At 73.6% G+C, this 21,144-nt stretch carries 15 protein-coding genes; 4 read left to right on the top strand and 11 right to left on the bottom strand.

Features of this window, described 5'->3' with window-relative positions:
* Positions 1-107: 107 nt before the first annotated feature.
* Entirely contained in the window at positions 108-995 is an 888-nt protein-coding gene (locus ACLJWH_RS07525) for a helix-turn-helix domain-containing protein (protein ID WP_411140790.1), read from the bottom strand.
* Positions 996-1,222: 227 nt separating this feature from the next.
* On the opposite strand from ACLJWH_RS07525, the gene ACLJWH_RS07520 reads away from it, so the two are divergent.
* Entirely contained in the window at positions 1,223-3,019 is a 1,797-nt protein-coding gene (locus tag ACLJWH_RS07520) for a glycoside hydrolase family 35 protein (protein ID WP_411140789.1), read from the top strand.
* A 43-nt stretch (positions 3,020-3,062) separates the two neighbouring features.
* Here ACLJWH_RS07520 and ACLJWH_RS07515 read toward each other — a convergent pair whose 3' ends face one another.
* On the bottom strand, positions 3,063-6,143 hold the full coding sequence (locus ACLJWH_RS07515; protein ID WP_411140788.1) for an endo-alpha-N-acetylgalactosaminidase family protein: 3,081 nt from the start codon (positions 6,141-6,143) through the stop codon (positions 3,063-3,065).
* Between the two features lie 310 nt (positions 6,144-6,453).
* Between ACLJWH_RS07515 and ACLJWH_RS07510 the strand changes: the two genes are divergently transcribed.
* Positions 6,454-6,609 (top strand): hypothetical protein, encoded by a 156-nt coding sequence (locus ACLJWH_RS07510; RefSeq protein WP_411140787.1) that lies wholly within the window; start codon positions 6,454-6,456, stop codon positions 6,607-6,609.
* A 9-nt stretch (positions 6,610-6,618) separates the two neighbouring features.
* Here the strand turns inward: ACLJWH_RS07510 and ACLJWH_RS07505 are convergent, their stop codons facing one another.
* The 4 genes from ACLJWH_RS07505 to ACLJWH_RS07490 all read right to left on the bottom strand — a co-directional run bounded on the left by ACLJWH_RS07505 (position 6,619) and on the right by ACLJWH_RS07490 (position 10,377).
* Positions 6,619-7,779, bottom strand: coding sequence for a sensor histidine kinase (locus ACLJWH_RS07505; protein WP_411140786.1), 1,161 nt, complete (start codon positions 7,777-7,779; stop codon positions 6,619-6,621).
* A complete protein-coding gene (locus tag ACLJWH_RS07500; protein ID WP_411140785.1) occupies positions 7,776-8,456 on the bottom strand; it encodes a response regulator in 681 nt (226 codons plus the stop codon). The genes ACLJWH_RS07505 and ACLJWH_RS07500 overlap by 4 nt, the downstream gene beginning before the upstream one ends.
* Positions 8,457-8,585: 129 nt before the next feature.
* Positions 8,586-9,260 (bottom strand): sortase domain-bontaining protein, encoded by a 675-nt coding sequence (locus tag ACLJWH_RS07495; RefSeq protein ID WP_411140784.1) that lies wholly within the window; start codon positions 9,258-9,260, stop codon positions 8,586-8,588.
* Between the two features lie 307 nt (positions 9,261-9,567).
* Positions 9,568-10,377 (bottom strand): S1 family peptidase, encoded by an 810-nt coding sequence (locus ACLJWH_RS07490; protein ID WP_411140783.1) that lies wholly within the window; start codon positions 10,375-10,377, stop codon positions 9,568-9,570.
* A gap of 265 nt (positions 10,378-10,642) precedes the next feature.
* Here ACLJWH_RS07490 and ACLJWH_RS07485 point away from each other — a divergent pair, with 265 nt between their 5' ends.
* A complete protein-coding gene (locus ACLJWH_RS07485; RefSeq protein ID WP_411140782.1) occupies positions 10,643-11,545 on the top strand; it encodes a hypothetical protein in 903 nt (300 codons plus the stop codon).
* A 178-nt stretch (positions 11,546-11,723) separates the two neighbouring features.
* Here ACLJWH_RS07485 and ACLJWH_RS07480 read toward each other — a convergent pair whose 3' ends face one another.
* Entirely contained in the window at positions 11,724-12,449 is a 726-nt protein-coding gene (locus ACLJWH_RS07480) for an MBL fold metallo-hydrolase (RefSeq protein WP_411140781.1), read from the bottom strand.
* A gap of 142 nt (positions 12,450-12,591) precedes the next feature.
* On the opposite strand from ACLJWH_RS07480, the gene ACLJWH_RS07475 reads away from it, so the two are divergent.
* On the top strand, positions 12,592-13,062 hold the full coding sequence (locus ACLJWH_RS07475; RefSeq protein ID WP_411140780.1) for a PPOX class F420-dependent oxidoreductase: 471 nt from the start codon (positions 12,592-12,594) through the stop codon (positions 13,060-13,062).
* 104 nt (positions 13,063-13,166) lie between these two features.
* Here the strand turns inward: ACLJWH_RS07475 and ACLJWH_RS07470 are convergent, their stop codons facing one another.
* From ACLJWH_RS07470 to ACLJWH_RS07455, 4 genes are all read right to left on the bottom strand, one after another.
* Positions 13,167-13,355: a hypothetical protein gene (locus ACLJWH_RS07470; RefSeq protein WP_411140779.1), complete on the bottom strand. Its 189-nt coding sequence runs from the start codon at positions 13,353-13,355 to the stop codon at positions 13,167-13,169.
* Between the two features lie 371 nt (positions 13,356-13,726).
* A complete protein-coding gene (locus ACLJWH_RS07465) occupies positions 13,727-15,187 on the bottom strand; it encodes a glutamate synthase subunit beta (protein ID WP_411140778.1) in 1,461 nt (486 codons plus the stop codon).
* Positions 15,180-19,811 carry a glutamate synthase large subunit gene (gene gltB / locus ACLJWH_RS07460; protein WP_411140777.1) on the bottom strand — a complete coding sequence of 1,544 codons (4,632 nt, stop codon included), beginning with the start codon at positions 19,809-19,811 and terminating at the stop codon, positions 15,180-15,182. Before gltB ends, ACLJWH_RS07465 begins: the two co-directional genes overlap by 8 nt.
* 332 nt (positions 19,812-20,143) lie before the next feature.
* The gene (locus tag ACLJWH_RS07455) at positions 20,144-20,875 is read right to left on the bottom strand and encodes a VIT1/CCC1 transporter family protein (protein WP_411140776.1); all 732 of its coding nucleotides are present in this window, start codon (positions 20,873-20,875) and stop codon (positions 20,144-20,146) included.
* Positions 20,876-21,144: the final 269 nt, after the last annotated feature.

Below are 21,144 nucleotides of genomic sequence, written 5' to 3'. Positions count from 1 at the left end.
GCTGCCGTACGGCCCAGGACGTGCGCACATGTGTTTGTACGCGTGGGGAGGGCGGTGTCCGGGGGCCGGTCCGGGGCGGGTCTGCGGGGCGGGTGGTGCGCCGCTGGTCAGCCGTTGCGGCCGCTGACCAGCGGGGGGTTGTCGGGGTCGGGGATCTGGGTGGACCAGCCGCCCGGGACGCTGCGGCCCTGCCGGTCGCGGAAGCGTATCGGGGCGGTGCCGACGCGGCGGGTGAAGAGTCTGCTGAAGTACGCCGGGTCGTCGTAGCCGACCCGGCGGGCGACCGCGGCGACCGGGAGTTCGGTGCCCGCCAGGAGTTCCTTGGCGCGGCCGAGGCGGATGCCCAGGAGGTAGTCCTTGGGGCTGCATCCGGCGCCGCGCCGTACGGCGGTGCGCAGTTCGGCGGGGGTCATGCCGTGCCGGGCGGCGTGTTCGGCGACCGACAGCGGCAGGAACGCGTCCCGGGCCAGTGCCTGGAGGACGGGGTCGCCGTCGGCGTCCGCGTCGGCCCGTGCGCGCCGCAGGACGACGAGGAGTTCGTGCACGGCGGCCGAGGTCTCGACCTCCAGCAGCGGGTTGCCGCGGCGGGCGGCGCGGGCTATCCGGCCGACGGCGGCGCGGGCCGGGCCGGTGTCGGCGAGCGGGACGACCGGGTCGTCGGGTGTGATGTAGCCCAGTTCCGTGTAGGTGTCGGCGGCGGCTCCGGTGAAGTCGACGAAGCTCTCGTCCCAGCCGGTCTCCGGGTCGGCTCCGTAGTGGTGCGGTACACCGGGGGTGAGCCACAGCAGGGCGGGGGCGGTGACGGTCCGGCGGCGGCCGTCGGGGCCGGTGAACCAGCCGCGGCCGGCGCTGACGACGATGGCGACGTGGTGGCCGAGGGTGCGCGGGCCGACCGTCGGCAGTGTGCCGTGCTGGAGCCCGACGCCCAGGCACACCAGGCCGAGCCGGTGGTGGACCGGGTTCGGCGTGAAGTAGCGCATCCAGGTGTGGTACATGACCGGCCTCCCGTCGCCGTGCGCTCCCGCCGTGCCCGCGGCCCGCCGGTGTCCAGGGCCGCGAAGTGCGCCGCTCCGTCCAAACAACGCCGATCTTTGTCCATGGACCGCCGCACCGCCAGAGGGCGAAGGTGACCGGTGAGCATGATCGACGGGCGCGGCGCTCCGCGTCGCGGCCCGGCCGGCGGCGGTCCGGCGGGCGCACCTTTGACAGACAGGACGGGAAAGTGGCTCAGTTCGTGGTGGGCGAGCGGGACTTCATGCTGGACGGGCGGCCGGTGCGGCTGCTGTCCGGGGCGCTGCACTACTTCCGGGTGCACGAGGCGCAGTGGGGCCACCGGCTGGCGATGCTCCGCGCGATGGGCCTGAACTGCGTGGAGACGTACGTGCCGTGGAATCTGCACGAGCCGCGGCCCGGGGAGTTCCGGGATCCCGGGGCGCTGGGCCGGTTCCTGGACGCGGTGCGGGCGGCGGGGCTGTGGGCGATCGTGCGGCCGGGTCCGTACATCTGCGCGGAGTGGGAGAACGGCGGGCTGCCGGAGTGGCTGACGGGGCCGCTGGGGCGGCGGGTGCGGACCCGGGACGCGGAATATCTGCGGGCGGTGGACGCCTGGTTCGCGCGGCTGCTGCCGCAGGTCGTGGCGCGGCAGTGCGACACCGGCGGGCCGGTGATCATGGTGCAGGCGGAGAACGAGTACGGCTCGTACGGCAGCGACGCGGTGTATCTGGCGCGGATCGCGGACCTGCTGCGCGCGCGGGGGGTGCGGGTGCCGCTGTTCACCTCGGACGGACCCGAGGACCACATGCTGACCGGCGGTTCCCTGCCGGGGGTGCTGGCCACCGCCAACTTCGGGTCCGGTGCCGAGGAGGCGTTCGCGGCGCTGCGCCGCCACCGGCCGGACGGGCCGCTGATGTGTATGGAGTTCTGGTGCGGCTGGTTCGCGCACTGGGGGCGGGAGGGGGTGCCGCGCCCGCCCGAGGAGGCCGCGGCGGCGCTGCGCGAGATCCTGGAGTGCGGCGGCTCGGTGAACATCTACATGGCGCACGGCGGCACGAGTTTCGGCGGCTGGGCGGGCGCCAACCGCGCCGGTGAGCTGCACGACGGGGCGTTGCAGCCGACGGTCACCTCGTACGACTACGGGGCGCCGGTCGATGAACGGGGCCGTCCGACGGAGATGTTCTGGCGGTTCCGTGAGGTGCTGGCCGAGTGGGCGGACGGGCCGTTGCCGGAGCTGCCGGAGCCGGAGCCGGTGCTCTCGGCCCCGGTGCGGGCGGTGGTGGAGGCGTGGGCGCCGGCCGAGGACGTCCTGGCGGCACTGGGCGGCGCCGAGGTCGAGGCGGGCGGTCCGGTGACGTTCGAGGAACTGGGCGTGGACCGGGGGGTGGTCCGCTACCGGGTGGCGGTGCCGGGGCCGCGTCAGCCGTATCCGCTGCGGGTGGCCGGGCTGCGGGACCGGGCGGTGGTGTTCGTCGACGGGGTGCGCGGGCCGGTGCTGGACACGGAGGACGCGGTGCTCGGGGAGGTGGCGGGGCCCGCGTCGGTGGAGCTGTGGGTGGAGTCCCTGGGGCGGGTCAACTACGGGCCGCGGCTGGCCGAGCCGAAGGGGATCACCGGCGGGCTGCTGCACGAGCGGCAGTTTCTGCACGGCGTACGGGCGCGCGGGCTGCGGCTGGACGCCCTGGAGGAGGCCGGGGCGCCGGCGAAGGTGCCGTTCCGGGCCGTCGGCGGGGCCGGTGCGGAGCCGGCCGCCGGGCTCTACCGGGGCACGCTGACGGTGACCGGCCGCCCCGGTGACGCGGATCTCGCGCTGCCGGGCTGGACCCGCGGTTTCGCCTGGGTCAACGGCTTCTGTCTGGGCCGCTACTGGGCCGTCGGCCCGCAGCGGACCCTGTTCGTGCCGGGGCCCGTGCTGCGCGCCGGGGACAACGAACTGCTGCTGCTGGAGCTGGAGGGTGCCCCGCCCCTCCTGGGGGAAGGAGAAGGGGCCGGGGCACCCGGTCTGTATCCCTGCGCGCCGCGCTGACGCGGCCCGGCGGGGGCCGGCCGTGGCCCCGCCGGGTGCGCGGCTACAGTTCCCGGACCTCGAAGGCGTCCAGGGCGAACTCCGCGGTCCCGTCGTCCCCCACCTTGCGCAGGCCCACCCACGCCTCGCCGCGGGCCGGTGCGGTGAACTCGTAGGTGTGGGTGGCCGGCTGGGTGGCGGCCGGCAGCGGGCTGCGGGTCAGTTCGCGGGCGGCGGGCTCGTCGACGGCGGTGACCCAGGCGTACTGGCCGGCCTTCTCGTTCTCGTAGCGGAAGGTGACCCGGTAGCGGCGGCCCGCGGTGAAGCGGACGGTGTGCGGCACCGTGCGGTAGACCAGCCCGCTCCGCTCGCCGCGCGACTTGAGCGACTGGCCGCCGTCGATGACGTCGTCGATGGCCTTGCCGTTCCAGCCGCGCTGGGTGTAGGGCGCGTGGCGCTGCGCGATATGGGTGCGCGGGTCGGTGACTCCCCCGGCGTCGCCCTTGACGAAGACGCCCCAGCCCTGTGGGACGTCCTCGAAGTCCTCGTACGCGAGCGCGCCCGTCCGGGCCGCCGACGCGGTGCGGACGACGCGTACGTTGTCGAACCTGACCTGGGCCCGGCCGGCCGCCGCGGTCAGGGTGAGGGTGACCGGGCCGCCGCCCTCGGGGACGGTGAAGCGGGTGAACAGCCGCTGGAAGCGGGTGCCGGACTTGCGGTCGGCGGCGACGTAGTTGCCGGCCGTCGAGGTCTCGGTCCAGTTGGCGGCGGTGATGCCGTCGGCGGTGCGCACCGTCAGCCCCGCCCGGCGCCGTTCGCCCGCCGTCGCGCCGACCTCGACCTGTACCGACGCGGCGTAGCTGCCGGGGGCCAGCCGGGCGAGCCGCTGGCCGGCGGTGGCGGCGCCGCCCGCGCCGATGACCAGTTCGTAGTCGCCCAGCGCGCTGAGGCGGACCGCGGCCGGGCCGTGGGCCTGCCAGCCGTCCAGGGTGCCGGAGTGGAAGCCGGGGTCGGTCAGGCCGGTGCCCTCGCCCCAGCCGGGGTCGCCCTGGGCGGGGGCCGGGCGCCGGTGGACGACGTACGCCACACCGGCCTGCGCGGTGAGGGTGATCCTGCCGCCGCGGACGGGGACGCGGGTCCGGTCCGTGCGGCCCTGGTCGGTGAGCCGGTAGGCGTACACCGCGCCGGCGCCGGACCAGCCGCGCGGCAGTGACCACCTGGTGGTGCCGCCGCGGGGGTTGTAGTGGTAGAGCTTCTCCGGGTCGGTGGCGCGGCGCGGTTCCCAGGGCAGCAGGTAGGTGCCGGCGTCGTAGACCAGCCGGCCGTCGGTGGTGATCTTCCGGGTGCCGTCCGCGTCGCTGACGGAGGTGCCGGTGGGACCTTCGAAGGTGATCTCGTGCGCGCCCCAGGTCCTGATCGGGTACGCCTGGAGGTACTTGGCGGGCAGCGCGTCGGTCCAGATGACGGTGTGGAAGGCGTACCAGTCGGTCTTGCCGGTCCAGCCCTCGAAGTTGCCCATCCGCCCGGCGCCCAGCAGGGTGGGCCACTTGTCGGCGAAGACGTCCTTGTGGTGGTTGCGCAGGAAGCGGATGAGGCGGGAGTTGATGCCACGGGAGGTGTCGCCGCCGTAGTCCGTCTCGTTCGCCCAGTGCGACCACAGCGCGGACCGTTCCAGGCCGTGGCCCCATTCGGTGGCCACCTGCCAGCCCTGGTCGTGCAGGTGGCGCTGGAGCCGGTCGGAGTTCCAGCCGGATTCGCGGAAGACGTCGATATAGACGGTGTCGAGTGCCGGGTCGGTCTCCTCGCGCAGCTGCCGGAAGCGCCGGGCGATATCGCCGGAGACCAGGTCGCGGCGGGGGTCGATGCGGTAGGACTGGTCCAGCCAGTCCCACTGCTCGTCGTTCCGGTTGACGAGCGTGTCGGAGAAGGCGTGCGCGACCGGATAGGACTCGGTGGCGTTCACATGGACCGCGAAGTCGCTCTGCCACTTCTTTCCGGCCCGCAGCAGCGTGTTGAGGTCCCGCAGCCCGCCGGCCCGTTCGTTGTAGTTGCCGCCGTAGTCCGGGTGGGCGGAGTCGTGGCCCTCGGACTGGTAGCCCTTGAGCAGGGTGAACTGCCGCAGTCCGTCGGTGGCCAGGGCGATCCGTTTGATGTTGTCGAGGGTGGCGAGGAACGGGTTGGTGGCCTGGCTGGCGAAGTTGAACGGGATGTGCGGGACGACCCGCAGATGCTGTTCGCCGGCGCCCGGCGGCATCACCATGATGTCGCGCATCGCGATGGCGCCGTCCTGCCAGTCGGCGGTGCCGTCGCCGTTGCGGTCGCGGGTGACGATGACCGTGGCGTACGGCAGCGGGTCGGTGGCGGCCGTCGGCTGGCCGGCCGCCCGGTACGTCCACTGGCCGCAGGACAGCCGCGCCTGCACCCGGCCGCCGCTGTGCACGGTCTGCCGCCACAGCCTGCCGTTCTCCCAGGTGGTGCCGGCCGCGGGCCGGTCGTAGACGGTGTTGGTCTCGATGGCGGCGGCCAGTTCGCCGGTGGCGACCACCGCGTACGCGCATCCGGTGGGCGCGGCGTCGGCGGGGGTGTCGGCGGTGACCCGCACCAGGGTGTCGCCACTGCCCGCCTTGTCCAGTTCGATGCGGGCGGCGAGCAGCGCGGCGTCCGGCTGGTCGCTGCGCACGCTCAGCAGCGCGAGGCCGGGGATCTGGAGCGTGCCGACGGGCCGCGCCGCGGTGTCGGCGATGCGGGTGACCTGCCAGGTGACCTGCCGGCCCCGGACGGAGATCTCGACGGCGATCTCAGTGCCGCCGTCGAAGGCGAGGGTGTAGGAGGCGCGGTCGGCGCGGGCCCGGTGGGTGACCTTCGGGGTGTGCGCGGTGCCGTCGAGGAGGACCTGGGTGACGGGGGTGTCCTGGCCGTACAGGACGGCGCCGGTGCCGCGGTCGGTGTAGGAGACGATGCGCGGGAAGGCGGTGCCGACGCGGACCTCCAGGGTGCCGGAGCGCAGTACCGCCTCGCCGGCCCGGGGCGCGGCCGTGGCGACGCCGGCGCCGAGCGGGAGGGCGGTGGCGGCCCCGGCGAGCGCGCCGGCGGCGACGACCTTTCTGCGGCTGGGCCCGCGTCGGGCATCTGGCTGTTCGTTCACGCGCGCTGTCCTCCTTCGCACCGGCACTGCTTGTCGCCGGACAGCGTGCGCCCCGCGCGCGGCGGGCGCCTATGGACAAAGGAGGGACAGGTGTTGGACTAACGGACGGCGGGTGCGGGACGGGCCGTGGGGCGGGCCCGACGGCGCGTACGGGGGCTGCCCCGGTGGATTCGGTGGCCGCTCCCCTGGGCGGTGGCGCCGGGAGTTCCCGGGTCGGTGCTCACTCGCGGCCGGGTTCCGCCGCGTCGACGGTCCGGGCCACCGGCGGCACCCGGACGTCCTGCGAGGAGGGTGCGGCACGCACCGGGCGATGCGCGGCCCGAAGCCGGTGACCGTCCCGGTGCGCGCCCACGCCGGGTGCGTGGGCTGCCCCGGCTCCGGTGCCGGCGAGGCCGTCGACGACTGCCCGCCGGACGGCGGGCCGCCCGCGAAGGACGTCACCCGTCCGCGGGGCCCGGCGGCATGACGGCCCAGGTCAGCTCCGCGGTCCGCCGCCCTCCAGCGGCAGGACCGCGGCGACCTCCCAGCCGCCCTCCGGGGCGGGGCCCGCGGTGAGCCGGCCGCCCATCGCCTCGGCGCGCTCGGTGAGCCCGGCCAGGCCGAAGCCGCCGCCGCGGGCCTGTTCGGAGAGGGGGGCGCGGACGCGGCCGTCGTCGGCGATCCGCAGTTCCACCCCCTCGGGGACGGAGCGCAGGGTGATCCGCACCGCCGTCGCGTCCGCCGCGTGCTTGCGGACATTGGTCAGCGCCTCCCGCACGATGCGGTGGACGCCCGCGGCGACCTCGGCGGGCAGCGCCTCGGCCAGGCCCCGGCCGATGGTGAGGACGACCGGCGGGCCGTTACGGGCGAACGCGTCGGCCATCGTGCGCACCTCGGCGAGACCGGCGAGCGGCTGGGTGCCGGCCGCGCCCTCGCGCAGCACCCGCACCAGCCGGCGCATCGCGCCGAGCGCCTCGCCGCCGGCGGTCTCGATCCGGGCGAAGGTGGCATCGGCCCGTTCGGCGTCGACGGCGGTGAAGCGGGCGGCGCGGGCCTGCACCACGATGCCGGTGACGTGGTGGGCGATCACGTCGTGGAGTTCCCTGGCGAGTTCCAGGCGTTCGGCGGACCGTACCGCCGCCAGATCACGCATCCGCTGGGCCTCCTGCCAGCGCAGGATCAGCGAGTAGGCGGCGACGACCACGGTCAGCACGCCGTAGACGATGGTGAAGACGCCCAGCCGGATGTCCCGCATCGGCGCGAGCACGCAGGCCAGGCCCAGCATCGGGCCGAGGACGGCGGCGGTGCGGCCGGGGGCGCGGTGGACGACGGCGGTGAGCAGGACGAGCAGGGCGATGCCCTCGCCCAGGCCCCACACCTTGAGGGCGTGCCGGCCGGCGATCAGCACCACGGAGCCGGCCAGGGACGCGGCGGCCGCGGTCCAGGCCCGGACGTTCAGCGGGATCCAGGAGTACGGCACCGCGCACAGGCACACCACGACGGCGGTGGCCACCACGATGGCGTGCGGCCGGGTGGGCTGGCGGGCCAGCGCCACCGTCTCGAACCCGACCAGGAAGAGCAGCACCGCCGCGAGCGCGGCCTTGGCCACGGCGGACCCGCGGGGGTGGGCGTGGGCCCAGCCGGACACCGGGCTCATGTGCCGCCCGCGGCCAGGCCGCTCGCCCAGGCCCAGGCGGCGATCTCGACCCGGTTGCGGGCGGCCAGTTTGGTCTGCACCCGGGCGAGGTGGGTCTTGACGGTGGACAGCGATACGTACAGCTCAGCGGCGATCTCGGCGTTGGTCCGGCCGCTCGCCAGGGCCCGGACGACGTCCTGTTCGCGTTCGGTGAGCGGTTCGGAGGGGGTGCGGGCGGTGGAACCGCGGCCGGTGGCCGGGGCCAGCTCGCGCAGCAGCCGGACGGTGATGGCGGGTGAGACGAGCGAGTCGCCGACGGCGGCGGCCCGGACCGCCTCCACCAGCATCGCGGGGCTGGCGTCCTTGAGGAGGAACCCGGAGGCGCCGCCGCGCAGCGCGGCGTGCACGTAGGCGTCCAGGTCGAAGGTGGTGACGATGACGATCCGCGGTTTCTCCTGGTACTCGGGGTGGGCAGCGGCGCGTTCGGCCAGCCGGCGGGTGACCTCCAGGCCGTCGGTCCCGGGCATCCGGATGTCCAGCAGCAGCACGTCGGGGCGGAGCCGCTCCACGGCGTCGAGGGCGGCCTCGCCGTCCACCACGTCGTCGAGGACCTCGATGTCGGGCCGGCTCTCCAGGATCATCCGGAATCCCGTCCGGACCATCTCCTGGTCGTCCGCGATGACCACGCTGATCGGCATCTCTTCCCTGTCTCCGTGCTCCGGGCCGCCGGCCGCGGGGGTCCGGGCCCGTGTGTCTCCATCTGACCGGCGGTGGCCGGGGGCCGCAACCGCAGTGCCGGCCGGACCGCCCCCCGGCAGGCGGTCCGGTCAGTCCGGCCGGTGTCCCGCCCCGCCGGGGACCGCGTAGACCACGAGGTCGCCGGCCGGGTGGCGGGCCGCGTCCGGCACCCCGGCGCAGGTGATCAGCCGCAGGGTGGGGCCGCGGCTGTTCACATAGCCGCGCTCGCCGGGGAGGGCGGACCCGGCCACCTGTTCCTTGCGCTGGACGGCGAAGGTGCGGTGGCTGCCGTCGGCGCGGGTGACGTCGATGAGATCGCCCCGGCCCAGTGCGCGCAGGTCGTGGAAGACGGCGTGGCCGTAGCGGGTGGCGTGGTGGCCGACGATGACCGCGGTGCCGTTGTCGCCGGGCGGTGCGCTCCGGTCGTACCAGCCGGCGTAGGCGCCCTGACCGGCGTCCGGGGTCTGCACCGTGCCGTCGGCGTTCCGGCCGAGCCGCATCAGCGGGGCGTGCACCCCGGCCTTGGGGATGTCGAGGGCGACGGGCGTGTGGCTGCCGGCGGTCCCGGCCACGACGACCGACCGTACGGTGTCGTGGCCGCTCAGCAGGGTCCAGGCGAGGGTGGCCGCGGAGCCGGCGAGGAGCAGCGCGGCGATGGTGTTCACCCGGCGGTCGGCGCGGCGCGAGGGGCGGCCCGGGGGGTGCTCTCCCAGGACGCGCACCGGTCCGCCGCGGAACCGGCGGCGGGTGGCGGGGATCTCCACCGCGCGCCTCAGGCCGGGCCGCGGTCCGTCGCGCGGGCACCGGACGCGGGGGCGGTCGTGGGCGGCAGCGGGGCACGGGGGTGCGGCTCGGTGGTCACGGCGTTCACGCTACGGAGCCACCGCCGGTCCGCCTATCGGCTGTCCGGCCATCTGTGGCGGGGTGCGGACCGGCCGAAAGAACGAGGGAGGTCCCGGTGCGGGGCGGACCAAAGTCCCGGTCCGGGGGCGCGGCGCGCGGGTCCGCGAGAGCGGCCCGTCGGTGTGCCGGGCCCGGGGAGCGTGTCCCCGGGCCCGGGGCGGCGGCGGGTCAGCCGCCCAGTCCGGCCGCGGCCTTCTTGATGTCCGCGGCGAAGGTGCTCACCTCGGTGTAGACGCCGGGCTTGCCGGGGCGGGCGCAGCCCTCGCCCCAGGAGACGATGCCGACCTGGAGCCAGGCACCGGCGTCGTCCTTGCGGAACAGCGGGCCGCCGGAGTCGCCCTGGCAGGTGTCGACACCGCCGGTCGTCAGCTTGCCCGCGCAGATCTCCTCGCCGGGCGTCAGCGAGCTGCCGTACGCCTGCTGGCAGGTGGCGTCGTCGACGAACGGGACGGTCGCCTTGAGGAGGTAGCGCTGCTGGGCGCCGCCTTCCTTGTCGGCGCCCCAGCCCGCTATCTGGAAGTCTCCGTTGTTGAACGTGTCGTTCTCGGCGATCTTCAGCGTCGGCTGGTCGATGGGCTTGGCGAGCTTGATCAGCGCCCAGTCCTTGCCCTTGCCGTTGTAGCCGGGGGCCTGGAGGATCTCGGTGGACTTGACCGTGACCGCCTTGGAGTCCTGGAGGTCCACGGCGCCGCCGGTGGCGGTGACGGAGGTGTTCGGGCCGCTGCCGTCGACGCAGTGCGCCGCGGTGAGCACGATGTCCTTGGTGTAGAGGGCGCCACCGCAGCCCATCGACAGCCGGACCATGAAGGGGAATTCGCCCTGGGTGGCCCGGGTGCCGCCGACGACCCTGGTCTGTACGGAGCCGGTGGGCTGCGGCGCGGGGGCGGCGAAGGCGGACGCGGGCTGGAGGCTGGCGGCGGCCAGGACGACGGCGCCGGCGGCGGCGGATCTCTTGAGGTGCTTCAGGTAGGTGCGCAACGGGCTTCCTTCCGTGGGGGGACAGCTGCACATGACGGGCTCATGCCAACACTGGAGCCGGCCGCGGCCGTCGAAGGACGCCCGCGGCGGACGTCGGCACACCGCGAGGCGTCCGGACCCAGTGGGGGATGAGCCCGTGAAGCGCTCTGTGATTATGTGGACCGGGAGATCAGAGTGACAAGAGTGCACATCCGGCCAACTCCCCTGCCCCAGCGGCACCGTTCGGCCCATACCGGTCGATCCCGGTCACCCGTACAGTGGCCGGATGGCAGCGGGAAGCCCTGGGGCTGAGATCAGACGCGGATATCCCCACCTCGACACGGTCCGGTCGGCCGTCACGGCGCTCTACAAACGCCTGTCGTACGACACGGTGAGCACCTTCGGCACGAGCGTGCTGCCGGTCGACGTCGCCTTCGACGACACGGAGGACCTGCACCTGGGGGCGCAGCGGGTCGCCCGCGCCCTGGTCCGCCATCTGCGCCTGCCGGACGCCCGGATGGTGGTGTCCTTCCGCGATATGGAACATGCGGCGAACGTCGAACTCACCGCGGGGCCCGAGTACTTCATCGAGCTCAACACCCGCTTCGCCACGCACCGCGAGGACATCGGCGCCGCGCTGGCCCACGAGGTGATGCACGTCTATCTGCACCGCCTGGACCTGTCCTTCCCCGGCACCCGCGACAACGAGATCCTCACCGACACCGCCACCGCCTATCTCGGCGCCGGCTGGCTGCTGCTGGACGCCTACCGTGAGCACGGCCCGTTCTCCCAGAAGCTCGGCTATCTGACGCCGGAGGAGTTCGGCTACGTCCTCGCCGAGCGGGCGCTGTTCTTCGACGAGGACCCGTCGCCGTGGTTCACCAGCCCGCAGGCGTACGACGCCTATACGGCGGGGCGGGCACGGGCCCGCCAGGACGCCCGCCGGCCGCCGCTGGCCGGTGCCGGGTGGACCGCCCGGCACCGCTACACCAGGGACCGCAGGGCGGCACAGGGCGCGGCCGGGACGGCGGTGCGCGGCCCCGGCGACAGCTATGCCTTCGAGGGCCCGGCACCACTGCGGGTCACGTTCCCGTGCCCCGCCTGCCATCAGCGGATCCGGGTCCCGGTCCGCGGCCGGCTCCAGGCCCGCTGCGCGCTCTGCCACACCCTGCTGGACTGCGAGACCTGAGGGAGCCGGGACGGGTACGGACCGGCCACCGGACGGCGGATCAACGGATCGACGGATCAGCGGATCGGTGGCGGGGCCGGCTCCCATACGGTCAGCGGCACCGCGACGGCCCGCGCCGCCGGACCGGGCACGCCGTCCGCGGCCGTGCCCGCGACCGCCCCGTCCGCCGCTCCCCCGCTCACAGCCAGTCCCGCTCCGGCGTCGCCGCCGCCAGGACGGCCCGCGCGCCGCCGCGGACCGGGTCGCCGTGCGGAACGCACACCGTGTCGAGGCCGTCGAGGGCGGCGAGCCTCCGGAAGGACGCGACGGCCCTCTCCTGGTCGCTGTTGAACGGGCCGAGGACCACCCGGCCGTCCACCGTGGCGATGGTGTCGCCGGGGAAGAGCACCCCGCTCTCCGGGAGGTACAGCGCGGTGCTGCCCGGCGTGTGCCCCGGGACGTGCAGTACCCGGACCGGCTCGGGCCAGTCGTCCAGGGTGTCCCCCTCGTGCAGTTCGCGGTCCACGTCGACAGGGCGCACCGGCGGGGTGCCGGCGGCGAGACCGGCGGTGACCTGTGCGTGCACCACCCGTTCGCGCGGGGTGAGCACGGGCGGCGGTTCGGGGGCGGTGCCGCGGATGTACGGGGCGTCCGCCGCGCCGGCCAGTACGCGGGCGCCGGTGGCGGCGACCAGGTCCGCCGCCGACCCCATGTGATCGAGGTGCGCGTGCGTCAGCACGATCTGCCGCAGCCCGCCCGGCCGGCCGCCGAGCCGGGTGAGCGCGTCGAGGATGGCGGGAGCGGACCCGGGGACGCCGGTGTCGACCACCGCGTACCCGCCGTCCGGCAGGGCGACGGCGTACACATGCCCGACGGCGAACGGGAGTTGCCAGATGGTGGGGGTGAGCTGGGTGAGGGTGTCCATGACGCGGACGCTAACCGCCGCGCGCGCTCCGCTCACCCTCTTTGCGCCGGAGGCGGATTGAGCGGACGGCGGACGGCGCGCGGCCGGACGCCGCCGGTCGGCCTGCCCGCCACCGCGCGCCGCACGCCGTAGGCTCGCCCGCATGAGCCCTTCCATCGCCACCAACGCCCGTGTCGAACTGCCCGGACTGCTGGACTTCGTCCGCCCCCGTCACCGCGCGATCCTGCTCACCCGCCGGTCCGACGGCACTCCACAGGGGTCGCCGCTGACCTGCGGGGTGGACGATGCCGGGCGGCTGGTCATGGCGACCTATCCGGAGCGCGCCAAGGTCCGCAACGCGCGGCGGGTCTCGTCGGTCAGTGTCATCGTCCTGTCGGACGAGTGGCACGGGCCGTGGGTGCAGGTGGACGGCGAGGCCGAGATCATCGACGCGCCGGATTCGGTCGAACCGCTCGTCGAGTACTACCGCAACATCGCCGGTGAGCACCCGGACTGGGACGAGTACCGCGCGGCGATGCGCGAGCAGGGCAAGTCGCTGATCCGGGTCACGCCGCTGCGCTGGGGCCCGGTCGCGACGGGCGGCTTCCCGGCCCACCTGGCCCGGCCGGAGTGACCGCCCGCCGGTCGCGGCGGCTCGACGGGCGCGGTGGGCGCCCCCGTTGACGTTCCGCGCCCGACCGGTGCTGCGCCGGTCCGCCGGGACCGCCCCGGCCGCCGTCAGGGGCGCGGCGGGAGCAGGGCCGGGGACGGGGAGAGGACGTCGTCGGGCAGCCCCAGATGCCCGCGGGACGCCGTGCGTCCGGTGCCGGTGACGGTGCGGACGCGGGTGGCCGGGGCCTTGACGATCCACCGCCGCTCCGGGGCGTGGCCGAACAGGGCCGCGCCGGCGAGGTGCCGGCGGCGCACCGTCCAGTCCGGGCAGGTGCGGACATGGGCGCGGTGGGCGGCCGGCGGGCCGGTGTCGGGGATACCGAGGGCGGCCGGCCAGGTGGCGCCGGCGGGTCAGCGCCGGGCCGCACTCCCCCGCCGACAGACCGCGTTCGGCCATCGCGTCGGCGATCGCGACGCCCAGCGCGCCCGCGATGTGATCGCAGAGGATCCGGGCGAGCTCGGACGCCGCTTCCCGGGCCGGCGGAACGGTTCGTAGCGCGCCCGGCCGGTCCGGGGCGTACGCGCGCAAAGTCCGCGGCGCCTGCGCTCCGGTCGGGGAGTGGGGCAGGCGCCGCGGTGTGTTCCGCACGACGTTGTACGGGACAGTCAGGGCCCCGGTGGGGCGGTCACACGGTCAGTGCGCGGTCCGTCGGCCTGATCGGGGCCGGCAGGGCGCTCGCGCCGGTCAGGAAGCGGTCCACGCCCCGGGCGGCCGAGCGGCCCTCGGCGATGGCCCAGACGATCAGCGACTGGCCGCGGCCGGCGTCACCGGCAACGTACACGCCGGGGACATTGGTGGCGAAATCCGCGTCACGGGCGATATTACCTCGGGCGTCCAGCTCCAGGCCGAACTGGGTGACCAGACCGTTCTCCTGATCGGTGCCGGTGAAGCCCATGGCGAGGGTGACCAGCTGGGCCGGGATCCGCCGCTCGGTGCCGGGCCGCGGCTCCGGCCTGCCGTCCTTGAATTCCACCTCGACCAGGTGCAGGAACTGGACATTGCCGTCCTCGTCGCCCTCGAAGTGGGTGGTGGAGACGGAGTAGAGCCGCTCGCCGCCCTCCTCGTGCGCGGAGGTGACCTTGTAGAGCATCGGGAAGGTCGGCCAGGGTTGGTTCGCGTTCCGCTCCTCGCCCGGCCGGCCCATGATCTCCAGCTGGGTGACGGAGGCCGCGCCCTGGCGGTGGGCGGTGCCGACGCAGTCCGCACCGGTGTCACCGCCGCCGATGACGACGACGTGCTTGCCCGCGGCGCTGATCGGGGCGACCGTCAGGTCCCCTTCCCGCACCTTGTTGGCGAGCGGGAGGTACTCCATCGCGAAGTGGATGCCCGCCAGCTCGCGGCCGGGCACCGGCAGGTCGCGGGAGACGGTGGCACCGGCGGCGATGACCACGGCGTCGTAGCGCTTGCGCAGCTTCCGGGCGTCGATGTCGCGGCCGATCTCCACCTCCGTACGGAACTTGGTGCCCTCCGCGCGCATCTGCTCGATGCGGCGGTTGATGTGGCGCTTCTCCATCTTGAACTCGGGGATGCCGTAGCGCAGCAGGCCGCCGATGCGGTCGGCGCGCTCGTAGACGGCGACGGTGTGGCCGGCCCGGGTCAGCTGCTGGGCGGCGGCGAGGCCCGCCGGTCCCGAGCCGATGACGGCGACGGTCTTGCCGGACAGCCGCTCCGGGGGCTGCGGGGTGACGTCGCCGCTGTCCCACGCCTTGTCGATGATGGTGACTTCGACGTTCTTGATGGTGACGGCCGGCTGGTTGATGCCCAGTACGCACGCCGACTCGCAGGGGGCCGGACAGAGCCGCCCGGTGAACTCCGGGAAGTTGTTGGTGGCGTGCAGCCGCTCGCTGGCGGCGCTCCAGTCCTCGCGGTAGGCGTAGTCGTTCCACTCGGGGATGAGGTTGCCGAGCGGGCAGCCGTTGTGGCAGAAGGGGATGCCGCAGTCCATGCAACGGCCGGCCTGCTCGCTGATGACCGGCAGCAGCGATCCGGGAACGTAGACCTCGTTCCAGTCCTGGACGCGCTCGCCGACGGGGCGGGTCTGCGCGACCTCGCGGCCGGTGGTCAGGAAGCCTTTCGGGTCAGCCATGAGTCGCCGCCTCCATCATCTTCTCGTGGGTCTCGGACTCGGTGAGTCCGGCTCGCTCGGCGGCGTCCTTGGCGGCGAGCACTGCCTGGTAGGTGGCCGGGACGATCTTGCTGAAACGGGCGGCCGCCGCGTCCCAGTCGGTGAGGAGCCTGGCGGCGACGGTGGAGCCGGTCTCCTCCTGGTGGCGGCGCACGACATCGTGCAGCCACCGCTTGTCGGTGTCCGTCAGCGCGCCGACCGCACCGGCCAGCTCGCGGTTGACGTTGTCCGGGTCGAGGTCGAGGACGTACGCGGCACCGCCGGACATGCCCGCCGCGAGGTTGCGGCCGGTCTCGCCCAGGATGACGGCGTGGCCGCCGGTCATGTACTCGCAGCCGTGGTCGCCCACGCCCTCGGACACCACGGTCGCCCCGGAGTTGCGGACGCAGAACCGCTCGCCGACCCGGCCGCGCAGGAACAGTTCGCCGCCGGTCGCGCCGTAGGCGAGGGTGTTGCCCGCGATGGTGGAGTACTCCGCGAGGTGGTCGGCGCCGCGGTCCGGGCGGACCACGATGCGGCCGCCGGACAGGCCCTTGCCGACGTAGTCGTTGGCGTCGCCCTCCAGGCGCAGCGTGATGCCGCGCGGCAGGAACGCGCCGAAGGACTGGCCGGCCGAGCCGGTGAAGGTGAGGTCGATGGTGTCGTCGGGCAGGCCCGCGCCGCCGAACTTCTTGGTGACCTCGTGGCCGAGCATGGTGCCGACGGTCCGGTTGATGTTCCGGATCGCGACCTGGGCCCGGACCGGCTGCGCGGCCTCGGCGGTGTCCGCGGCCAGCGCGTCGGCGGCGAGCTCGATCAGCTCGTTGTCGAGCGCCTTCGCCAGGCCGTGGTCCTGGACGGTGACCTGGTGGCGGACGGCGCCCTCGGGCAGTTCGGGGACGTACAGCAGCGGGGCCAGGTCCAGGCCCTGCGCCTTCCAGTGGTTCACGGCCCGCGCGGTGTTGAGGATCTCGGCGTGGCCGATCGCCTCGTCGAGGGTGCGGAAGCCCAGCTCGGCGAGGAGCTCACGGACCTCTTCCGCGATGAACTCGAAGAAGTTGACGAGGTATTCGGCCTTGCCGCTGAACCGCTCGCGCAGCACCGGGTTCTGGGTGGCGATGCCGACCGGGCAGGTGTCCAGGTGGCAGACGCGCATCATGACGCAGCCGGAGACGACCAGCGGGGCGGTCGCGAAGCCGAACTCCTCGGCGCCCAGCAGGGCGGCGATGACGACATCGCGGCCGGTCTTGAGCTGGCCGTCGGTCTGCACGACGATGCGGTCGCGCAGGCCGTTGAGCAGCAGCGTCTGCTGGGTCTCGGCGAGGCCCAGTTCCCAGGGGCCGCCGGCGTGCTTGAGGGAGGTCAGCGGCGAGGCGCCCGTACCGCCGTCGTGGCCGGAGATCAGGACGACGTCCGCGTGTGCCTTGGAGACACCGGCGGCGACGGTGCCGACGCCGACCTCGCTGACCAGCTTGACGTGGATACGCGCCCGGGGGTTGGCGTTCTTCAGGTCGTGGATGAGCTGGGCGAGGTCCTCGATGGAGTAGATGTCGTGGTGCGGCGGCGGCGAGATCAGGCCGACGCCCGGGGTGGAGTGCCGGGTTGTGGCGACCCAGGGGTAGACCTTGTGGCCGGGCAGCTGGCCGCCCTCGCCGGGCTTGGCGCCCTGCGCCATCTTGATCTGGATGTCGTCGGAGTTGACGAGGTATTCGCTGGTGACGCCGAACCGGCCGGAGGCGACCTGCTTGATCGCCGAGCGCCGCGCCGGGTCGTAGAGACGGTCCGGGTCCTCGCCGCCCTCACCGGTGTTGGACTTGGCGCCCAGTTGGTTCATGGCGATGGCGAGGGTCTCGTGGGCCTCGCGGGAGATCGAACCGTAGGACATCGCGCCGGTGGAGAAGCGCCGGACGATGGCGGACGCCGGCTCGACCTCGGCCAGCGGGACCGCGGGCCGGCCGGAGGCGAAGGAGAACAGGCCGCGCAGCGTCATCAGGCGCTGGGACTGCTCGTTCACCCGCTCCGTGTACTGCTTGAAGATGTCGTAACGGCGTGAGCGGGTGGCGTGCTGGAGCCGGAAGACGGTGTCCGGGTCGAAGAGGTGCGGCTCGCCCTCGCGGCGCCACTGGTACTCGCCGCCGATCTCCAGCGCGCGGTGGGTGGCGGCGATACCGGTCGCCGGGTATGCCTTGGCGTGCCGGGCGGCGACCTCCTGGGCGATGACGTCGAGACCGGCGCCGCCGATCTTGGTCGTGGTGCCGTGGAAGTACTCGGCCACGAACCCCTCGTCCAGGCCGATGGCCTCGAAGACCTGGGCGCCTCGGTAGGAGGCGACGGTCGAGATGCCCATCTTGGACATGACCTTCAGCACGCCCTTGCCGAGCGCCTTGATCAGGTTCCGGATGGCGGTGTCGGTGTCGAGGCCGGGCAGCTCGCGGAAGTAGGTGCCGGCCCGGACGAGGTCCTCGACGGACTCCATGGCCAGGTACGGGTTGACCGCCGCGGCGCCGTAGCCGATGAGCAGCGCGACATGGTGCACCTCGCGCACATCGCCCGCCTCGACCAGCAGGCCGACCTGGGTGCGCGCCTTGGTGCCGATGAGGTGGTGGTGGACGGCGGAGGTGAGCAGCAGCGAGGGGATCGGCGCGTGCTCGGCGTCCGAGTGCCGGTCGGAGAGGACGATCAGCCGGGCGCCGTCGTCGATGGCGGCGTCCGCCTCGGCACAGATCTCGGCGATCCGGGCGGCCAGCGACTCGCCGCCGCCGGAGACCCGGTAGAGACCGGAGAGGGTGACGGCCTTCATCCCCGGCATGTCGCCGTCGGCGTTGATGTGGACGAGCTTGGCCAGCTCGTCGTTGTCGATGACCGGGAAGGGCAGGGTGACGCTGCGGCAGGAGGACGCGGACGGCTCCAGGAGGTTGCCCTGGGGGCCGAGCGAGGAGATCAGCGAGGTGACCAGTTCCTCGCGGATGGCGTCCAGCGGCGGGTTGGTGACCTGCGCGAAGAGCTGGGTGAAGTAGTCGAAGAGCAGCCGGGGGCGCTCGGAGAGCGCGGCGATCGGCGCGTCGGTGCCCATCGAGCCGATGGGTTCGGCGCCGGCCTTGGCCATCGGCGCGAGGATGACCCGCAGCTCCTCCTCGGTGTAGCCGAAGGTCTGCTGGCGGCGGGTGACCGAGGCGTGGGTGTGCACGATGTGCTCGCGCTCGGGCAGGTCGGCGAGGCCGATCAGACCGGCGTCCAGCCACTCCTGGTACGGCTGCTCGGCGGCGAGCTGCGCCTTGATCTCGTCGTCCTCGATGATCCGGCCCTCGGCGGTGTCCACGAGGAACATCCGGCCGGGCTGGAGGCGGCCCTTGCGGACGACCTTGGCGGGGTCGATGTCGAGGACGCCGACCTCGGAGGAGAGCACGACCAGGCCGTCGTCGGTGACCCAGTAGCGGCCGGGACGCAGGCCGTTGCGGTCGAGGACCGCGCCGACCTGGGTGCCGTCGGTGAAGGTGACGCAGGCCGGGCCGTCCCAGGGCTCCATCATCGTGGAGTGGTACTGGTAGAAGGCGCGGCGGGCCGGGTCCATGGCCGGGGAGTTCTCCCACGCCTCGGGGACCATCATGAGCACCGAGTGCGGCAGCGAGCGGCCGCCGAGGTGGAGCAGCTCCAGGACCTCGTCGAAGGAGGCGGAGTCGGAGGCGTCCGGCGTACAGACCGGGAAGATCCGCTTCAGGTCCTGCTCGCCGAAGAGCTCCGAGGCGAGCTGGGACTCCCGGGCGCGCATCCAGTTGCGGTTGCCCCGGACCGTGTTGATCTCGCCGTTGTGCGCGACGAAACGGTACGGGTGGGCCAGCGGCCAGCTCGGGAAGGTGTTGGTGGAGAACCGCGAGTGGACCAGCGCGATGGCGGTGGCGAAGCGGCGGTCGGACAGGTCCGGGAAGAAGGGCTCCAGCTGGCCGGTGGTCAGCATGCCCTTGTAGACGATGGTCCGGGCGGAGAGCGAGGGGAAGTAGACACCCGCCTCGCGCTCGGCGCGCTTGCGCAGCGCGAACGCCTTGCGGTCCAGGGCCAGTCCGGTGGCCGCGCCGCCCCGGGCGCCGTCGGGCCGGTCGGCGACGAACAGCTGGGAGAAGGCCGGCATGGTGGCGCGGGCGCCGTTGCCGAGCAGCTGCGGGGCGACCGGGACGACGCGCCAGCCGAGGACGTCGAGGTCCTCCTCGGCGGCGATCGTCTCGATCTGCGAGACGGCGGCGGCCGCATCCCGGGCACCGGACGGCAGGAAGGCGATGCCGACGGCGTACGCGCCGGCTTCGGGGAGCTCGAAGGTGACGTTCTCGCGCAGGAACGCGTCGGGCACCTGGAGCAGGATGCCGGCGCCGTCACCGGAGTCCGGTTCGGAGCCGGTGGCACCGCGGTGCTCAAGATTCCGCAGAACGGTGAGCGCCTGCTCGACCAGCGCGTGGCCGGCCTCGCCGGTGAGGGTCGCCACGAAGCCGACGCCACAGGCGTCGTGCTCATCGCGCGGGTCGTACATCCCCTGCTGGGCGGGGCGCCCGTCCATGGGCGACCAGGCGGCGCGGGCGCTGCCGGTGGTCGCGGAGTGCGTGGACGCGGAACGCATCGGCTCTCCCAACGTCGTGGTGGCAATGTGGATACCTCCCAGGCCGTACAGGCTCTGGGGGAATTACCGAGGGACGACGTTGGCCCTCCGCGAAATTTCGTGCAGGTTACAGGATGGCCCGCTTCTCGAAAAGCGGATACAGGCTTCCAGCATGCGGACACCGCGCAGTGCGGTGGAACAAGGTCATGGACGGAATGGACGGATGTCTCGTCGTCCGGGAGTGCGGCGCTCGACGGGCGACATTGCCCACGACGCCTCGGCCTTATGCCCGGCGGCCCGTAGCGCGAAACCGCCGGGTACCACGTTAATTATGCGGCCATCCGCATGAAACGTCACCCTACGACGGTTCCGAAGAGCGCTCCCAGGAGGTACGTCACACCCGCGGCCGCAGCACCGAGGGCCAGCTGGCGCAGCCCGCTGAACCACCAGGAACGCGCGGTCACCCGGGCCACGACCGCCCCGCAGCCGAAGAGCCCCACCAGCGCCAGCAGCACCGCGGGCCACAGCGCGGAAGCCCCCAGCAGATAAGGAAGGAGAGGCAGCAGCGCACCCAGCGCAAACGATCCGAAGGAGGAGACGGCGGCGACGGTGGGCGACGGAAGGTCGGACGGATCGATGCCCAGTTCCTCACGAGCGTGGATCTCCAGCGCCTGCTCCGGGTCCGCGGAGAGCTGTTCGGCGACCTTCCGGGCGAGCTCCGGCTCGACGCCGCGCGACTCGTAGAGCGCGGCCAGCTCGTCCAGCTCGTCCTTGGGGTGCTTGCGCAGTTCGGCCCGCTCGATGTCCAGCTCGGCGAGGACCAGCTCCCGCTGCGAGGCGACCGAGGTGTACTCCCCCGCGGCCATCGAGAAGGCGCCGGCGGCCAGCCCCGCGAGGCCGGTGAGGACGATCGTCTGCTGTGCCACGGCACCGCCCGCGACACCCGTCATCAGGGCGAGGTTGGAGACCAGACCGTCCATCGCGCCGAAGACGGCGGGGCGCAGCCAGCCGCCGTTCACATCGCGGTGGGTGTGGTTGTCACGGTGCGCGATATGGGTCGGCGCCGAGGCGTCCATAACTGACATAGCGGGACCTGCTCCCTTCCACGAGGTGTGGGCCGATAGCGGCACTTCCCCCTGCAACATCTCGAAGCTATGCGCGAATCACCCTCCGCCGCTAGCAAGGAAGGCCAAACTTACCGCTCTGACCTGCGGCTTTACCGAGTCGCCGAGAGTGAGATCCGGATCACGGACCGCTTCGAGGGCGGCCGGGGGTGCCGCGGCGGGCGTCCCGAGGGGATTCGACCGGGTGACCCTGCCGCCCGAGGCAGGAGAGCCGGGCCGCGGCGTGGGAC

It is taken from the genome of Streptomyces sp. x-80 (assembly GCF_046549095.1).
Taxonomy (GTDB): Bacteria; Actinomycetota; Actinomycetes; order Streptomycetales; family Streptomycetaceae; genus Streptomyces; species Streptomyces celluloflavus.
This window is presented reverse-complemented; position numbering and strand designations above follow the sequence as displayed.

Excerpts from the sequence above, each read along its gene's own strand:
- ACLJWH_RS07525 (WP_411140790.1), bottom strand. The coding sequence starts at position 995 with ATGTACCACACCTGGATGCGCTACTTCACGCCGAACCCGGTCCACCAC.
- ACLJWH_RS07510 (WP_411140787.1), top strand. The coding sequence starts at position 6,454 with ATGCGCGGCCCGAAGCCGGTGACCGTCCCGGTGCGCGCCCACGCCGGG.
- ACLJWH_RS07505 (WP_411140786.1), bottom strand. The coding sequence starts at position 7,779 with ATGAGCCCGGTGTCCGGCTGGGCCCACGCCCACCCCCGCGGGTCCGCC.
- ACLJWH_RS07500 (WP_411140785.1), bottom strand. The coding sequence starts at position 8,456 with ATGCCGATCAGCGTGGTCATCGCGGACGACCAGGAGATGGTCCGGACG.
- ACLJWH_RS07485 (WP_411140782.1), top strand. The coding sequence starts at position 10,643 with ATGGCAGCGGGAAGCCCTGGGGCTGAGATCAGACGCGGATATCCCCAC.
- ACLJWH_RS07480 (WP_411140781.1), bottom strand. The coding sequence starts at position 12,449 with ATGGACACCCTCACCCAGCTCACCCCCACCATCTGGCAACTCCCGTTC.
- ACLJWH_RS07475 (WP_411140780.1), top strand. The coding sequence starts at position 12,592 with ATGAGCCCTTCCATCGCCACCAACGCCCGTGTCGAACTGCCCGGACTG.
- ACLJWH_RS07465 (WP_411140778.1), bottom strand. The coding sequence starts at position 15,187 with ATGGCTGACCCGAAAGGCTTCCTGACCACCGGCCGCGAGGTCGCGCAG.
- gltB (WP_411140777.1), bottom strand. The coding sequence starts at position 19,811 with ATGCGTTCCGCGTCCACGCACTCCGCGACCACCGGCAGCGCCCGCGCC.
- ACLJWH_RS07455 (WP_411140776.1), bottom strand. The coding sequence starts at position 20,875 with ATGTCAGTTATGGACGCCTCGGCGCCGACCCATATCGCGCACCGTGAC.